Source organism: Neptuniibacter sp. PT8_73, assembly GCF_047778045.1.
GTDB lineage: Bacteria > Pseudomonadota > Gammaproteobacteria > Pseudomonadales > Balneatricaceae > Neptuniibacter.
This window is the reverse complement of sequence record NZ_CP180545.1, coordinates 2,992,254-3,008,032: the sequence shown is the minus strand read 5'-3', so window position 1 is coordinate 3,008,032 and position 15,779 is coordinate 2,992,254. Positions and strand designations below refer to the sequence as shown.

The window sequence follows — 15,779 nt, the reverse complement described above, 5'->3', positions numbered from 1 at the left end:
AAGGAATCAAAATGCCAAGCGCTGTTGAAATTGATGCCTTAACTTTTAGATGGAACCGTCATACACACGGGATCACGGTTCCTTATTTCGAGTTAAAGCAGGCCGAAAGTGTCTTTATTAAAGGCCCTTCAGGAAGTGGTAAGAGTACATTGCTCAATCTGTTGGGCGGTATGATTGCTCCATCTTCTGGTTCTATCAAAATACTAGAGCAAGATGTGGGCACTTTTACGTCTCGGAAGATGGATCGTTTTCGTGCCGACCACATCGGTTTTATATTTCAGCAGTTTAATCTGTTACCTCATCTTGATCTGATCGACAATGTCGTGTTGCCCTGTCATTTCTCCGCTTCGCGTAAAACGAGAGCCGAAGAAAAATACGGCAGCGTTAGCGAAGGTGCTAAATATCTTCTGCAGGAATTGGGGTTGGGGGATAGTCTTACCAAAGGACGCAAAGTACTTGCGCTGTCCACAGGTCAGCAGCAACGTGTGGCTGTGGCTAGGGCGATGCTTGGCTCGCCCGAGCTGATCATTGCGGATGAACCGACCTCTGCTTTAGATACTGAACATAGAGATATGTTTATGCAGCTTTTATGTAAGCAGTGTGAATCGGTTGGGGCTGCTCTGATGATGGTAAGTCATGATCCAAACTTAGAGCAGTACTTTTCGAGGGTTGAACGATTAGCTCCTAGTACTGATGGGGGCTTCACGTTGTGATCTTATTTCGTTTAACTTGGCAGAGCTTACTTAATCGTAAGAGTACTATCTTACTGACTGTCTTGTCGCTCAGCGTAAGTATCATGCTGGTTATGGCGGTAGACACGCTGAGGACTCAAACTAAAAGCAGTTTCTCCTCCACTGTATCTGGTACCGACCTGATTGTTGGGGCTAAGGGTGGTTCCATCAACTTATTGCTCTATTCGGTGTTCCGCTTAGGCGATGCTACCAATAATCTCTCGTGGAGTAGCTATCAGGCGATTAGTCGTCATTCAAAGGTTGCTTGGAGCATTCCTTTTTCATTGGGTGATTCCCATCGTGGTTACCCAGTATTAGGAACTTCATCTGATTACTTTAAGTACTTTCGTTACGGTAAAAAACAACCTTTAGCTTTGGAGCAAGGCAAAGAGTTTGAAGGAGTGTTTGATGTTGTCATTGGCTCTGATGTAGCGGAAAAATTGCAATACAAGTTAGGCGATTCTGTTGTGATCGCTCATGGTCGCGGTAATGCCTCTCTGGTCGAACATGATGATAAGCCTTTTAAGGTCGTAGGCATTCTTGAGCCTACAGGGACCCCCGTAGATCAAACATTACATGTGAGTTTAGCGGCTATAGAAGCGATACATATCGATTGGAAAGCAGGGGTTCAAATACCTGGATCGGGCGGGGCTTACACGGAAGAGCAACTAAGCGAGCTACAGCCAAAGCAGATCACGGCGTTTATGCTCGGGCTAACATCCCGCTTTTCTACTTTCCACCTGCAAAGATCCATCAACCAATACTCAAAAGAACCATTACAAGCGATTATTCCCGGGTTGGCCTTACAGTCTTTATGGCAGATATTCTCTTTGGCAGAACAAGCTTTACTGGTGGTGTCTGGTCTGGTGATCATATCCAGCATGCTAGGTTTGATGACCTTGCTGTTAGCCAGCCTTAATGAGCGACGCAGGGAGATAGCGATTCTTCGTTCGGTTGGTGCGCGTCTCTGGCAAATATTATCTTTACTAATTTTGGAATCTTTTCTCGTTACAGCGATCAGTATTATATTGGGAATGCTCTTGTTGTACTTAAACTTGCTATTATTAGCACCTTGGCTCCAGACAGAATTTGGTGTTTGGTTAAGTATTACTGGGCCTACCTTATGGCAATGGCAGCTCATTGCTGTGCTATTGGTATCTGGCACAGTGGTTGGTGCTGTACCTGGATATCGAGCGTACAAACAATCCCTAGCGGATGGTGTAGCAGTTAAAATTTAGTGGAGAGTGTAATGCTCAGTGGGCGATTCCCCGTTTGGCTATTTAGCCTAATTTTGTTGGCGTTAAGTAATGCGACCACAGCAAATATGCTGAATGGCGAGAAAGTAGAAGAGGTTGAGTGGGAACAGTTAATGCCTGTGGACTTCTCGTTAGATGAGCTTTTGGGTATCACTGATGAGATGGCCATGATCGATGATTTTGATCCCAAAGCGCAGGAATTGTTGGATCAGATGATGGCTGCAATGCAGTCTGCTCCCATCGTTCCTGAGGTCGACGGGAAAATGATTAAAATTCCTGGGTATGTTGTACCTCTAGAATCTGAAGGCCAAACCGTAACGACTTTCTTTTTGGTGCCTTATTTTGGAGCCTGTATTCATGTTCCGCCGCCACCGTCGAACCAAATCATCCACGTCAACTTTGAACCGGGCACTCATGTGGAAAACCTTTACGATGCCGTTTGGGTAACTGGGCGTATTAACACTGAGACCGTCAGCAATGATATGGCGACCTCGGGTTATATTATGGAAGCTTTCCAGATCGAACCTTACGATCTTTGATATTGGTCTTACCAATTGACAAAAAATATTAGGAATAGCTGGTTTAAGGGGTAAGGGCTAGGTAAAATTCCCGGCCTAACCACTTTTCAGAGACCTTGCCCCTGTGGATCAAATTGTTGAGCTAATTCTTGAATCTGGCCGTTCTGGTTTAGATATGGGGCTGTATATCCTACTGCCTATCATGGTTGTGATGCTGTCACTCATGAAGCTATTAGAGGCGAAAGGTGTACTTTGCTGGATCTCTAATGTGTTGGCCCCGGTTTCTCGCATCTTTGGTATTCCAGGTCTAGGTGTATTGGCGATGTTGAAGCTACTGTTTGTAAGCTTTATCGCGCCTTTAGCAACCTTAACCTTAATGGATAAAAACGGTACTTCCCGCCGTTATATCGCAGCAACATTAGCGATGGTGTTAGCGATGTCGCAAGCCAATGCGACTTTCCCGCTGAGCGCAGTTGGTTTGGATTTAGGTGTGACCTTGCTTACCTCTGTTGTGGGGGGCTTAGCCGCTGCAGCTTTTACTTATTACCTTTTAACGCGAAACCTGACCGATCCAGATACTCAAGAAACTGAGATAGCAGCGGATGCTGGCAGTAAAAAGTCGGTTATGCAACTGCTGGGTGAAGGCGGTAAAGAGGGGATGAAGCTTGTTCTCGATATGCTGCCGATGCTGATTTTAGCGATCTGCTTCGTCAATATCTTAAAGGTAACTGGAGCGATTGGTTTGTTAAGCTCGGCACTGGCGCCTGCGCTGGGTTTGATCGGTTTACCTGAGGCCACAGTACTTCCATTGGTGACTAAGTTTATTGCTGGTGGCACTGCCTTTATGGGTGTGACTATCGATTTGGTCAATCAGGGCTTAATCACCGTCAATGAGCTAAACCGTATGGCTGGTTTTGCAACCAACCCACTTGATGTTCTCGGTGTCGCTATCTTTGCCGCTGCCGGAAAACGTATTGGGCAAGTTATTAGATATGCCGTATACGGTGGTTTGTTTGGAATGACGGTCAGAGGGATCATGCACCTGATTATTTTCTAAATCAGGTTCACTTCTTTTTAGCGGTTCAGGACCAGTTGTGGACCTTTCTTGCCAGCTGGAATGGTGTGCTTTGCAAATACGCCGTAGATATGTCCGCAGCTGTCACAATAAGCGACTTGGAACCAAGCATGGCTGTCTTTGGCTTGTTCGGTACTGTCTTTAGATACAATGTGTTCAATACCTTCTACCTTACATTCTGGACATTTGGGTTCAGCCATTTCGCTTATCCTTAATATTTTTTATCGGTGGGACTTAGTTACCCAGAAACGCTAAAGGTTCCATAAAATTCAGGCAGATACGAAGATCTGCCTGAATTAGTAAAGTTTGAACTATTAAAGCTCAACATTCATCGCGGTAGAACCACGAATCGCTTTCTCTTTAGCTTCCGTCACACTGTTGTCACGTGCTAGTACCACACCCATACGGCGCTGGCCTGTTACTTCAGGCTTGCCGAATAAACGTAGTTGAGTGTTAGGCTCTGCAAGTACCTGCTGAAGGTTACCAAAACGTGCTTGTTTGGATTCACCTTCCACTAGAATAACACTGGATGCAGAAGGGCCGTGGAAATGAATATTCGGGATTGGCAAACCTAAAATTGCACGTGCATGAAGTGCAAATTCGGATAGATCTTGAGAGATCATCGTTACCATGCCTGTGTCATGTGGGCGAGGTGATACTTCGCTGAAGTAAACGTGATCGCCTTTGATGAACAGCTCAACACCGAAAATACCATGCCCACCAAGCGCTGCTGTGACTTTCTCAGCGATATCTTTAGAGACTTCAAGTGCTTTGTCGGTCATCTCTTGTGGTTGCCAAGATTGGCGGTAATCACCACCCACTTGAACGTGACCAATTGGTTCACAGAAGCTTGTTTGGCTATCGTGACGAACAGTCAAAAGCGTGATTTCATAATCGAAATCGACAAAGCCTTCGACAATCACTTTACCTTTGCCAGCACGACCGCCTTCTTGAGCATATTGCCAAGCTGCTTCTACTTCGTCTTCTGATTTAATCGTGCTTTGACCTTTACCAGAAGAGCTCATGATCGGTTTGACAACACATGGGATCCCTACGTTTGTAATCGCGTCTTTGTACTCTTCGTAGGTTTCTGCAAACTGGTATGGAGATGTTGGAATATCCAATTCTTCAGCAGCTAGGCGACGGATGCCTTCACGGTTCATCGTCAGTTGAGCAGCGCGAGCCGTAGGCACTACTTTGAAGCCTTCGTTTTCTAACTCAACCAGTGTATCTGTCGCGATCGCTTCGATCTCTGGAACGATAAGATCTGGCTTCTCTTCTTCGATCACTTTACGAAGTGCTTCGCCATCTAGCATGGAGATAACGTGACTACGATGAGCTACCTGCATTCCTGGCGCATTTGGGTAGCGATCTACAACGATAACCTCCGCTCCCAAACGCTGTAATTCGATGACAACTTCTTTACCTAGTTCGCCACCACCACACATTAATACACGGGTAGCTGAAGTTGATAAAGGGGTCCCTATATGCAGCATTGTCCAATCCTCTGCGTGAAAAAATTTCAAGCATTATACGGTGCAAATCGCGCTAATCACCAGCAGAAAAAAGGGTATAAACTATACTCTAAAAGTGTTGTTTTTAGGGTTAAGGGTCATGAGAAGGCTAGTGTTTCTCGCCCCTACGGTGTCACAAGTAAATTCTGTTGTGGCTGACTTTCTGGCGGTTGGGATCGAAGACGAATCTATTCACTTTATTGCTGAAGACGCATCTCTAATCGAGAAAATATCAGCGCGCGCCGCGACCGACATAGAAACAACCGAACGTGAAAATGATCTAGATTGGGGCATGGTTGCAGGAGGCAGTTTTGGCCTCGCAGCTGGCCTTGTGGCAACCACAGTGCTAGGTCCGGTTGGCTCAGTAGTCAGCGGTGGCACAGTGGTCATAAGTAGCATCCTTGGAATAGGTTTAGGAGGATGGCTCGGAAAGCTGGTTGGTGAAGACACTCCGGTACATTTGTTGGCAAAGTATAAGCATGCTTTACAGCAAGGGGGTGTGCTAGTCATGGTGGATATTCCCGCAGAGCGAATGACGGAAACTCATAAGTTGATACGGCAGCATTGCCCTAAAGCGTTAGTCGAGATTATTCACCTGCACTGGGATCATCAACAGGCTGCATGATATAGATAGACCTTTTGCCTGAGAAGGCCGATTAGTCGGAGTATCCATCCGGCAGAAAGGGGCGATACCGTTCATGGTATCGCCCCTTGTTATTTAAGGCTCAGAGACTCTCGCCATTATTTCTTTAGATTTCTTTCATATAACAGCGTTTATGCTATTTCTTAAATAGGGAAGGAGAAGGAGATGTATTATGTCCAGAGGTCACGCACGATATCAGGAGAGACATCACGGTTTATCGTTATTTGGCAAAGATCTGGTACGCCGTTGCAGTTCTCATTGTGAATTATGTAATGCCCAAGGCGTTAAATTAGGCATATTTGAGGTGCCTCCTATTTTGACGGAGCCAAACTTTGAACATTGCATCATGATTTGTGATGTTTGCACGCAACAGATTGAGCGTCCTAAAATACGTGATAATAATCACTGGCGCTGCCTTAATAGTTCTATTTGGAGCCCTGTGCCTGCGGTAAAAGTGATGGCGATTGCTATGTTGCAAAACATTGCTCAGCAGGAACGTTGGGCGGTTGAACTGCTTGAGCAGGTATATTTAGAGCCTGATGAACAAACATGGTTAGAGGAAATTGATATCCCCTAATTGCTAATCAGTATCTATTTCGCCACACAGACTGTTAGGGAACTGTTTCCGAATATCTTCCGCATATAACTTGTTTGCTAACAGATAATGAAGCTTGCAGAAGGCTGCTTCTAAGGTCATCTCTCCCCCAGAAATAACACCGATCTCATTTAAAGCTTCGCTGCAGGCATACTGTCCTTGGAGAATATCCGCTTGTAAGCATTGGCTGATATTAACGATAACAATCCCATTTTCGTGAGCTTTACGTAAAGCACTCAATAACGCTTTGTTGCTATCGGGCAGATTACCAACGCCATAGCTTCTAAGGATAATTGCTTTTAATCCTTCACTTTCGAGAATGCTAGATGCTAGTTGTCCACAGATGCCAGGATAGATCGGCAAGATAGACACCGCTTTAGGATCAAAAGTTGGTGAGACAAAATTCTCTTTATCTGCAGGAATAAAAAGCCGGCTGTGTAACTCAATATGTAAACCGATCTGACCAAGCCAAGGGAAATTAGGGCTATCGAAGGCATCTAGTCCAGTTGCTTTCACTTTACTCGCGCGGTTTCCGCGTAAAAGCCTTCCGCTAAAGTAGATGCAAACTTCATTTACGGGATGAAATGCCGCCAAGATCATCGACGTGATTAGATTATCTAGCGCATCATTACGTAATTCCGACAGAGGGATTTGCGAACCTGTCAATATCACAGGCTTGTTTAACCCTTGAAGCATAAATGAAAGCATAGACGCACTGTAAGCCATGGTGTCAGTGCCATGCAGGATGATAAAGCCATCATACTGTTGGTAGTTTTGAATGATTAGGTCGGCAATCTTATTCCAGTGCGATGGTTCAAGATTAGCGCTATCGATGAGCGGATTGAGTTCAATCATCTCAAAATCAGGCAGGGCTGAATGGTGAGAGTGTGCCAGTCTGCTGCGAATGACATCCTCAAACCCACTCATAGGGACATAACCTTTATCAGAGGCTTGCATGCCGATGGTGCCGCCGGTGTAGATGAGTAGAACGTTTTGACTCATTTCTAATCTCCAGAATTAACCCGTTATATATACGTTGAACGGTTGAAGATTAAAAGCGGTTCAATCTGATTTTTGGCTTCTATCATCAGGAGTAAGGTAGAGAGATTGGTTGATGAGTTTGGAAATCTCGCCAGAAGGAAGGGGTTTACTAAAGTAAAACCCTTGTAGCTCTTCACAGGTCTGAGTGAGTAGGAAGCCACGTTGTTGCTGAGTTTCTACACCTTCAGCAATGATTTGAAGTTTAAGACTGCGTGCCATGCTGATAATCGCTTGAGTTATCTCAGCGCTTTCGGCGCTTTCATCCAAATCCCGGACAAAACTTTGGTCAATTTTGATACGATCTAACGGGAACTGTTTCAAATAGCTTAAGGAGGAGTAGCCCGTACCGAAATCATCTATCGCGATTTGTATTCCCATATCTTTGAGGCGAGTGAGAGTCGTTATAGCTTCTTGATGATCATCCATTAACGCAGACTCTGTGAGCTCAACTTCTAGCAATTCTGGAGATAACTGAGTCTGTTGCAGTATACGCTCAATTTTGTCGATAAGTTGTTCGTCACGGAACTGCACAGCCGACAAGTTGACGGCGATGCGTATCGGCTTGTCATTTTGCCAATTCCATGCGGCTGCTTGGCGACAGGCGGTCTCCATAACCCATTCACCAATGTTGATGATCAAACCGCTTTTCTCGGCGATTGGGATAAATACTGCAGGGGAAATAGGTCCGCGCGTTGGGTGTTTCCAGCGCAATAGGGCTTCTAGCCCGATAACCTGTCCGGTCAAGCTCAACACTTGAGGTTGGTAATAAACTTCGAATTGATCTTGGCTCAAGGCTTGATGGAGATCGGCAACTAACGAAGATTCATCGATGATTTGTTGTTTCAGGCTTGTGGAATAAAAGCAGAGTTCCCGTTTAGGGTTTGATTTGGCTTTCTGCATGGCCGTGTAGGCATTATTGATTAATGGTTCGCATTCGCTGCCGTCTTGGGAATACAAACTAATACCGATTGAAGGTTTAAAGAAGAAATGCTGGTCTTCCAGTTGGCAGGGCAGGCGAAGTAGCTGCAGTAATCGGCGACCAATTTGTTCTGCATTACTGTGATCAGTCTGCTTAGGCAACATCACTGCAAACTCAATCCCACCTAGTCGCGCAACAGGGTATTGGAAACCCACGGCCGTTTTTATTTGCTGGGCCGCTATATTCAGTGCGCTATCACCTGCCGAGATACTGAGACGGTTATTAACCTCTTTAATCCCGCTCAGTTGGATTACCAAAAAGGCGATGATTTCGCCCTCCTGTGCTTTACCGATTGCAGTATCAAGCTGGCTTTTGATCATCTCACGATTCGGTAGGTGAGTAATCGGATCAAAATTGAGTTGCTGATAAACCTCTTTATTGAGCTTTGTGATCTGTCGCTGCGAGGCGTTATAGCGTTTCCAGCTTAGGAACATAAAAAAGAGAGCTTGTAGCGCTAGTGCATCTGTTGGTGCGAACCAGAGTTTTAGTTCATTAAATAAAGTGATTGTCAGCGTAACGGTTACTGCAACGGCAAAAAGGATGCTTAACGGATAATAGCGACGCGGTAACAGATACATAAAAGGTAAAACGCTCAGGGCCAGCCCTAAGGTGATGATTAGATGAACGGTTGGCGTGAGCTTATATAAAAAGCGTTTATCCATTAATGCAGCAGCAATATTGGCATTTAATTCAACACCAGGCATCCGCTGATGTTGGCCGGATACAGGTGTGCTTATCGCATCCCCCATACCGGACGCGGTGGCGCCCACTAACACGGTTTTTTCGGATAACTTATCTAGTTCCACTGTGCCATTAAGTACATCGATGTATGAATAGCGCTGGATGGTTCCAGGGGGACCATAAAATGGAATTAAAAAGGGGATCTGGCGAAGCCAGCCAGAACCCGACGGGGATGCAGATTTCTTAAAGGGGATATCGGCTTGTGCCTCTAGGGAGCTTTGGTAGAGGGCTAGACCCAAAGTTGGCCAATGAGGATCGCCTAAGCCCGCATAAAGGTAAACTCTTCGACTAATTCCATCCAAATCTATTTCGGTGTCTACATGACCAATGCCATCACTGGGCGCAGCTAAAGTTGGGATAGGAAGTAGCTCTTTGATGCCTTCAGGGTTGTCTGTTTTTTCAGGCGCCATAGCTAAAATTACGCGGCCATGTTGGGCGATTGCTCGGGCAAAGTCCTGATCGGCTTCCGGGCTGTCTGTTTCAGCAAAGAGAATATCGAAGGCAACGGCTGAGGTATTAGCTTCTGTGAGTTTTGACAGCATATCAGCGTGGATGCTACGACTCCAAGGCCAGCGTCCCAATTGAGATAAACTTGCGTCATCTATTGCAATGATTACGATATTTTCAGGAGGGTTATCCGATTCCTGAGATATCAGGGTGTCGTAAGCAATAAGGTCAACACGTTGGAGTAGGGAGCTATTATAGCCGATCACAATACTAAGAAAGAGTAATCCCAGAATTATCAATTGTTGTAATCGGCGTTTAATCATAACAGCAAAATGGTCAATACAAATGATCCAAATACATAAACCCAACTATCACTCGGAGGAGGGGTGAGCTCCTGAGTTACCCCCCAGGCACCAGCATAGCCATCATCGGCTAATGCTCTTACTCGGATGTAGCGATAACCTTCGGGCCGAGGAATAGCTATTTCTGGTTCTGCCACGGTTGTATCTGTAAGGATAGTTGCAAATTTACGATCGCGGGCAATTTGCACCTGATATGTTTGTTCATATTTGCTGGATGCCCATGACAGTTTTACCTCTTGTTCATCTTGTTCTAGCTCTGGCTGAGGGGTTGCCGGTATAGGCTTAACATCAAATATTCGAGTATCGCTGTACGGGCCTTGTTCGCCTTTGCTATCAACACTCGCCAAACGCCAAAAATAGGTTTGTGATTCGGCTAAGCCTGTCAGGTTTAGGTTGGGTGTGGTTAGGCCTGAATCAGATGTGACAATATTTTGGAAGTTAGCGTCTGTTGCTATCTCTACTACATAGTTTTCGGCATCACTTGAACGGGTCCATTCCAATAAAGGTGTTTGACCTCTAAGCGTTGCTTTATTCGCTGGCGTCATAGGGAATGGAGGTTGTGGGCGCGCATTCAGAATGATTGCTTGATTTGTTGCGAAACCTTCAATGCCATCATGATCGATGGCTCTAACCTGCAGGTAATAAGTATTGTCTGTGAGATCTGGCAGATTGATACGGTTACGAGGACTGTGGCTATCCCATAAAATAGTTGTCATCTGGTCAGATTTTGAGATTTGAGCTCGATAGTTGGCTGCTTTTGAGTTTTCATTCCAGCGAACTTCATAACCTATTTGCTGTATTTCTTCGGGGAGCTCTAGCAGCGTTGGTGCTGGTAGCAGTTTCTTCGGTACCATTGGCGCTTTATTCTTTTCAACGGTAGTACCGAAGCCTGATCTGACTAAACGTGTTCTTTTAGCACCTTTTACAGCAACTCCGCCCTCGAGTACTTCGATACGTGCCGTATTGCTATCAGCTGAATACGCGGTACGAAATTCAGTGCCTCTGACAGCCGAAATAGCTGCAGGGGTATGGATTTCTAAACGAGCACCATCTCCCCTTTGTGGCTGTGCTACGGTGTCAATTTCCCCCGAGATCAGTTGAACTCGAGAATCGACCATACCTGTTTCACCGTATTGGCGTAGGTGATTAAAGCTAACTCGTGAGTTTTGTAACACCAGCATCTCACTACCATCCGCGAAACGGACAATAACACTCGCTTGGTTTCCCGTAAGCAGCTGATCGCCTAAGTTAAACTTTGATTTGAGCGTAAGTACTTCTTGGCTATTGTCAGCGTGCTTGATTATTGTGGCATCCCCTTCAATTGCCGTAGCAACGGCAGAGGCTGGTTGAGACTTAATCCAAGCAAGAGGCACCCTAATTTTAGTGTTTTCGGGAATGCGTTTAGGGTCAGCAATATTGTTAATTTTCTGGAGCTGCTTCCAATAGGACGTTTTGTAGAGATGTTTTTGGCTAAATTCTGACAGAGTGTCCCCTTCTACCACTGAATAAACCCACTCTTGGGCCATAGCGGTAGGTGCTACCAATAGAATGCATGACATTGCTATGGTACGGAATAATTTGGTAGGGGAATCGGTAGCCATAATCAGTTTCCTTTGATTATTTCATCGCAAACGCTGATCTAGATTAGAACAGAATTTAATTTAGTCAGGGATTAAATTTGAGTTACATCCCTTTAGCCTATTGAAAAGTATAAGTTATAAAGCGATTTTAGAGAGCTTTTACTGTCATAATGATTACTCATGTTAGCTTTTTAAACTTGGTCGGGAAAACCGAATGTCTGAAATACCTGAAACTTTATCGACTTCAGCTTTAGCTAAGGCGCTCAAGAAAACAACGAAGCAGATGTTTGCTGAGTTAGAATCCTTAGGGTGGATTGAGCGTCAAAATGAGGCGTGGCAACTAACGACTAAGGGTGAGTTTGAAGGTGGTAAGTATCGTGAAAGTCAGAAATTTGGTCGATATATTATTTGGCCAAGGGAGGTTGCGGAGCATAAAGCGTTATCCAGTCCCGATGCTGGTTTACTTAGTCTCTCCCAATTAAGTAAGCACTTTTCACTGAGTCGTACAGCCATGGAGCAGATTCTTCAAGAGATGGCTTGGATTCGTGCTAATAAAAAAGGTTGGCAAGTGACTCCGTTAGGTGAAAAAAATGGTGCTCATCAACGGGAAAACAGATCCACTGGCGTGCCTTATGTTTTATGGTCTGATTCAACGGTTGAGCATGAGGTGTTGACCGATTGGGTTGAAGAGGTTCAGACGGGATTAAATGATTTAGAACTTCGCTGTTGTGATGGCCATCAAGTCGCAAATGAAGCCGAGCGTTTAATCGATAATTGGTTATATTTGTCTGGATTAGCGCATGCTTATAAGCGCCGTCTGCCGTTCTCTGAGAAGCTTTATGCCGATTTTTATCTGCCTCAGCATCATCTTTATGTCGAATATTGGGGAGATCAGGTAGCAGCGACTGAGCTATCTGCTAAGATGCGTAAAAAAGAGCTTCTAGAAACAAATAATTGTGCCTGTATTGAAATTCAGGATGAAGATTTACTACGGTTAGATGAAGCTTTAACTAGGAAGTTGCTAAACCATAACATTGAAATTTGAAGTCTGTTCCTAAGTCTTACGCATCCATGGATGTTTGAGCGTGATCCGAGCCTTATACAGTCTTGTTTAGAAATGCGTCAAAAACATAAAAAAAGACGTTAAAGCAGTATATCTATTCTATGCTGAAGTGAGGGCTCTTAAGCTGATAATGGCTAATTAAGGGAGTTTGTTCACTGGCAAGAGTTAAGACAGTGGAATCTGGATGTCAGAAGTTTTCAAAGTTAAACAGCGATTAGCTTTTAGGTTGGCTAAATACTCGGTCGTGATGGCGTTTGTCATCGGCTTAGTTTTAACGACTGCGCAAGTGTTGGAAGACTTCCATGTGCAAGATAGCCAGTTTGATAAGACTATCCATAAAATCCTCAATGCTAGTAAGCCACCTGCCACCCGGGCCGTTCATACTCTAGACCATACACTCGCCAAAGAAGTTGTATTTGGTTTGATGCAATATTCTTTTATTTCCGAGGTGAGAATTTCGGATGAATTGGGTGAGGTACTGGCATCGCAGGTGGTTCCTGATCCTGTAAAGAAGTCTTCTACGCTTTGGCTTACTGAAAAAATTTCTAGTGCCCATAAAACCTATACCCTTGACCTCCAAGCGCCTGGCTTTGTCGATATTGCACCTGGCAAGTTACAAGTGGTTGTTAATAAAGACCAAGCGTTTCAGCCATTCTTTGAGCGTGCTTTAACCATCTTTGTTGCTGGCTTAGTGCGTAACGTGTTACTCGCCATCTGCCTAATCGCTATTTTTCACGTTGTTTTAACTAAACCTTTGGCAAGGCTTGCCAGTCAGTTTGCGAGTGTCGATCTCAATGCTAGCAAAGAGGTAAAGCTGCAAGTTCCTGACGTCCATAAAGACACGGAATTAGGTTTGTTAAATCATGCAGGTAATGAGTTTATCTCAACCGTTCATAACTTAGTGCACGAGCTTAGGGATAGTCATCAGGCTTTATCTAAGAGTGAAGCTCGCTTAGCCCAATTGATCAATCAGGTGCCGCAGTTGATCATGGCGATTAATAAAAATGGAGATATTCTGTTTGCGAATCGTCAATTCGCTGAGTTTTATGAGACACCTGTTACGGAAATCGCAGGCCATGCACTCCTGAAACTGCATCCTTATATTGAAGAGGTTGCCGAACTTGAGTCGATTCGTCGATGTGTCGAAGTGCATCAAACCGAAGCGGAAATCAGTGACTTTACCTGGACTCACAAAAGCGGAAAAACCATGCATTACACTGTGCAGGCTGCGCCGTTTGAGTATTTTTCTGAGCCTGTGGTGTTGTTTGCTGCTACTGATATATCTGAACAAAAGATGGTTCAGGACCACATAAGTCATATGGCAAACCACGACAGTCTAACTGGTTTACCAAACCGTACCTTGCTGAATGATCGTTTAGAACTCTCGTTAGCTAACAGTCAACGAAATGGTAAATGTAACGGTCTCTTGTTTATCGATTTAGATCACTTCAAAACGATTAATGATTCTTTAGGGCACAGTGTCGGGGATCAGCTTCTGAAGAAGGTGGCGGATATTCTGACTAAACAAGTTCGTGCCAGCGATACGGTCGCGCGATTAGGTGGCGATGAATTTGTCATTCTTCTGCAGTCCTTTGATGGCGATGAAGAAGAAGTGACTAAAGACATCGAGCATGTCTGTGAAAAACTGTTAGAGCTGCTTGCTGAGCCTATAGAGGTTAAACAACATCAGCTTCGTATCGGCGCGAGTATAGGCATTGTGCTTTATCCTCTGGCCGATAAAGGGATTGATGATCTGATGCGCTTTGCAGATACCGCTATGTATCATGCAAAAGAGAGTGGTCGAAATGGTTACGCTTTTTACCATCACACCATGACGACAGCTGTGGAAAAACAGCAAAATATGGAAAATCAGCTTCATTGTGCGCTAGAGAGAGAGGAGTTCCGTGTTCACTATCAACCCTTAGTTGATGTGAGTGGTGAAGTATTTGGGTTTGAAGCATTGATTCGTTGGCAGCACCCTGAACGTGGGTTAGTTCCACCGATAGAGTTTATTCCGAGTCTCGAAGTCAGTGGAATGATTGTTCCTGTGAGCAATTGGCTGATCGGGGAGTGCTCAAGGCAGATAGTGGAATGGAAGAAGAGCGGATTTTGGCGAGATGGCTGGTACTTGTCGATCAATATAAGCCCGTTGCAGTTCTATCAAGCAGATATGATCCCGGCACTGAAAGAGGCAATTACGCAGGCAGGGGCGGATGTTAAAAATATCTGTTTGGAGATCACCGAGACCGTGGCGGTAGAGAATATTGAGTTTGCTGTTAGCCGCTTACAAAAGATTCGAGATTTAGGCATTAAAATCGCCCTAGATGATTTTGGTACAGGTTACTCCTCATTGAGTTATTTAAAGGATCTGCCTATAGATATAGTGAAGATTGATCGCTCATTTGTGCAGGAATTGGGCGACAACAGCAAAAGCCAATGTATTGTAGAAGCTGTGATCAATATTGCTAAAGCATATAATCTTCGCGTTATTGCAGAAGGTGTAGAAACAAAAGAGCAGTTAATCATGGCTAATAAAGTTGGTTGCCATGTTTTCCAAGGTTTTTATATTGAAAGACCGCAGCCACCAAAGAGTCTGCGTAGCTCTTACCTTAAAGACTCCATTGAAAGTAAGTATTTTGGTTAGGAACTTTTTGGTTAAATCGTTCTCTATAGAATGGTCCTCCTGTTTAGGTTAAAGTGACCCCAAATTGAGATTGGAAGAATAAATGCAAACGGCTTACCCCATTAGTAAACAGAGCAGATTGATAGCAGCGTTTAGCTTGCTGTTTTTTGTGCTGTATTGCTCTGTTGGCGTTTGTACCAATCTATTTGCTGGTTCCTTATCAGATAACACTTCCTCAGTCAGTGTATCGTCGAACACAGCTGCAGCTGGCTCTAGCCATTCAGATCACAGCATGCATATGAGTATGTCGTCTGATCAACCTGCTACAAACGCATCTATGGCGCATTGTGATGGTCAGCCAAAAAGCTGTGACTGGAGTATCAATCCAGTTGTTGATCCGGTTGCGGATGCTATTCCTGATATGACCTTTTTCTTGCAATACCTGCTATCAGGTGTTGTTCTGCTGTTCAGTGTTTTGCTAGCAACAGCACATAATCTTTCTTACGGCTATTCTTTTGTTAGAGAGCGATGTCGTTTCTCCGGTGTACCGAGGCTACACCTGCAGCAGGCTGTTTTCTTAAATTAATTTCCTGACCCTTTTTATATCGGTT

Annotated in this window: 14 protein-coding genes; 9 read left to right on the top strand and 5 right to left on the bottom strand. The window is 44.6% G+C overall.

The window, feature by feature from the left end; all coding sequences use genetic code 11:
• Nucleotides 1-11: 11 nt before the first annotated feature.
• From ACMXYN_RS13590 to ACMXYN_RS13575, 4 genes are all read left to right on the top strand, one after another.
• Nucleotides 12-713, top strand: a complete 702-nt coding sequence (locus ACMXYN_RS13590; protein WP_415892289.1) for an ABC transporter ATP-binding protein — start codon at nucleotides 12-14, stop codon at nucleotides 711-713.
• Nucleotides 710-1,969, top strand: a complete 1,260-nt coding sequence (locus ACMXYN_RS13585) for an ABC transporter permease (protein WP_415892288.1) — start codon at nucleotides 710-712, stop codon at nucleotides 1,967-1,969. Before ACMXYN_RS13590 ends, ACMXYN_RS13585 begins: the two co-directional genes overlap by 4 nt.
• Nucleotides 1,970-1,980: 11 nt before the next feature.
• Nucleotides 1,981-2,526 carry a DUF3299 domain-containing protein gene (locus ACMXYN_RS13580; protein WP_415892287.1) on the top strand — a complete coding sequence of 182 codons (546 nt, stop codon included), beginning with the start codon at nucleotides 1,981-1,983 and terminating at the stop codon, nucleotides 2,524-2,526.
• 103 nt (nucleotides 2,527-2,629) lie between these two features.
• Complete coding sequence (locus tag ACMXYN_RS13575; RefSeq protein ID WP_415892286.1) at nucleotides 2,630-3,562, top strand: nucleoside recognition family protein; 933 nt, start codon at nucleotides 2,630-2,632, stop codon at nucleotides 3,560-3,562.
• Between the two features lie 17 nt (nucleotides 3,563-3,579).
• Here the strand turns inward: ACMXYN_RS13575 and ACMXYN_RS13570 are convergent, their stop codons facing one another.
• Together ACMXYN_RS13570 and purT are read right to left on the bottom strand one after the other, a co-directional pair.
• Nucleotides 3,580-3,780, bottom strand: a complete 201-nt coding sequence (locus ACMXYN_RS13570; protein WP_415892285.1) for a transcriptional regulator — start codon at nucleotides 3,778-3,780, stop codon at nucleotides 3,580-3,582.
• Between the two features lie 114 nt (nucleotides 3,781-3,894).
• Nucleotides 3,895-5,076, bottom strand: coding sequence for a formate-dependent phosphoribosylglycinamide formyltransferase (gene purT / locus ACMXYN_RS13565; protein ID WP_415892284.1), 1,182 nt, complete (start codon nucleotides 5,074-5,076; stop codon nucleotides 3,895-3,897).
• Nucleotides 5,077-5,245: 169 nt separating this feature from the next.
• Between purT and ACMXYN_RS13560 the strand changes: the two genes are divergently transcribed.
• Nucleotides 5,246-5,719 (top strand): hypothetical protein, encoded by a 474-nt coding sequence (locus tag ACMXYN_RS13560; RefSeq protein ID WP_415882066.1) that lies wholly within the window; start codon nucleotides 5,246-5,248, stop codon nucleotides 5,717-5,719.
• Between the two features lie 190 nt (nucleotides 5,720-5,909).
• Complete coding sequence (locus ACMXYN_RS13555) at nucleotides 5,910-6,314, top strand: phnA protein (protein WP_415882065.1); 405 nt, start codon at nucleotides 5,910-5,912, stop codon at nucleotides 6,312-6,314.
• A gap of 3 nt (nucleotides 6,315-6,317) precedes the next feature.
• On the opposite strand, the gene ansA is transcribed toward ACMXYN_RS13555, so the two are convergent.
• The 3 genes from ansA to ACMXYN_RS13540 are packed head-to-tail and all read right to left on the bottom strand — an operon-like array spanning nucleotide 6,318 to nucleotide 11,503.
• Entirely contained in the window at nucleotides 6,318-7,334 is a 1,017-nt protein-coding gene (gene ansA, locus ACMXYN_RS13550; protein WP_415892283.1) for an asparaginase, read from the bottom strand.
• A gap of 60 nt (nucleotides 7,335-7,394) precedes the next feature.
• Nucleotides 7,395-9,863, bottom strand: a complete 2,469-nt coding sequence (locus ACMXYN_RS13545; RefSeq protein ID WP_415892282.1) for an EAL domain-containing protein — start codon at nucleotides 9,861-9,863, stop codon at nucleotides 7,395-7,397.
• Nucleotides 9,860-11,503 (bottom strand): FecR domain-containing protein, encoded by a 1,644-nt coding sequence (locus tag ACMXYN_RS13540; protein WP_415892281.1) that lies wholly within the window; start codon nucleotides 11,501-11,503, stop codon nucleotides 9,860-9,862. Before ACMXYN_RS13540 ends, ACMXYN_RS13545 begins: the two co-directional genes overlap by 4 nt.
• Before the next feature lie 193 nt (nucleotides 11,504-11,696).
• Between ACMXYN_RS13540 and ACMXYN_RS13535 the strand changes: the two genes are divergently transcribed.
• The 3 genes from ACMXYN_RS13535 (at nucleotide 11,697) to ACMXYN_RS13525 (ending at nucleotide 15,754) form a co-directional block, all read left to right on the top strand.
• Nucleotides 11,697-12,527: a hypothetical protein gene (locus ACMXYN_RS13535; protein WP_415888978.1), complete on the top strand. Its 831-nt coding sequence runs from the start codon at nucleotides 11,697-11,699 to the stop codon at nucleotides 12,525-12,527.
• A gap of 202 nt (nucleotides 12,528-12,729) precedes the next feature.
• Entirely contained in the window at nucleotides 12,730-15,189 is a 2,460-nt protein-coding gene (locus tag ACMXYN_RS13530) for a putative bifunctional diguanylate cyclase/phosphodiesterase (protein ID WP_415892280.1), read from the top strand.
• An 82-nt stretch (nucleotides 15,190-15,271) separates the two neighbouring features.
• The gene (locus ACMXYN_RS13525) at nucleotides 15,272-15,754 is read left to right on the top strand and encodes a hypothetical protein (RefSeq protein WP_415892279.1); all 483 of its coding nucleotides are present in this window, start codon (nucleotides 15,272-15,274) and stop codon (nucleotides 15,752-15,754) included.
• The last annotated feature ends 25 nt before the right edge of the window (nucleotides 15,755-15,779 follow it).

Excerpts from the sequence above, each read along its gene's own strand:
- ACMXYN_RS13570 (WP_415892285.1), bottom strand. The coding sequence starts at position 3,780 with ATGGCTGAACCCAAATGTCCAGAATGTAAGGTAGAAGGTATTGAACAC.
- ACMXYN_RS13540 (WP_415892281.1), bottom strand. The coding sequence starts at position 11,503 with ATGGCTACCGATTCCCCTACCAAATTATTCCGTACCATAGCAATGTCA.
- ACMXYN_RS13545 (WP_415892282.1), bottom strand. The coding sequence starts at position 9,863 with ATGATTAAACGCCGATTACAACAATTGATAATTCTGGGATTACTCTTT.
- purT (WP_415892284.1), bottom strand. The coding sequence starts at position 5,076 with ATGCTGCATATAGGGACCCCTTTATCAACTTCAGCTACCCGTGTATTA.
- ACMXYN_RS13580 (WP_415892287.1), top strand. The coding sequence starts at position 1,981 with ATGCTCAGTGGGCGATTCCCCGTTTGGCTATTTAGCCTAATTTTGTTG.
- ACMXYN_RS13590 (WP_415892289.1), top strand. The coding sequence starts at position 12 with ATGCCAAGCGCTGTTGAAATTGATGCCTTAACTTTTAGATGGAACCGT.
- ACMXYN_RS13530 (WP_415892280.1), top strand. The coding sequence starts at position 12,730 with ATGTCAGAAGTTTTCAAAGTTAAACAGCGATTAGCTTTTAGGTTGGCT.
- ACMXYN_RS13555 (WP_415882065.1), top strand. The coding sequence starts at position 5,910 with ATGTCCAGAGGTCACGCACGATATCAGGAGAGACATCACGGTTTATCG.
- ansA (WP_415892283.1), bottom strand. The coding sequence starts at position 7,334 with ATGAGTCAAAACGTTCTACTCATCTACACCGGCGGCACCATCGGCATG.
- ACMXYN_RS13525 (WP_415892279.1), top strand. The coding sequence starts at position 15,272 with ATGCAAACGGCTTACCCCATTAGTAAACAGAGCAGATTGATAGCAGCG.
- ACMXYN_RS13535 (WP_415888978.1), top strand. The coding sequence starts at position 11,697 with ATGTCTGAAATACCTGAAACTTTATCGACTTCAGCTTTAGCTAAGGCG.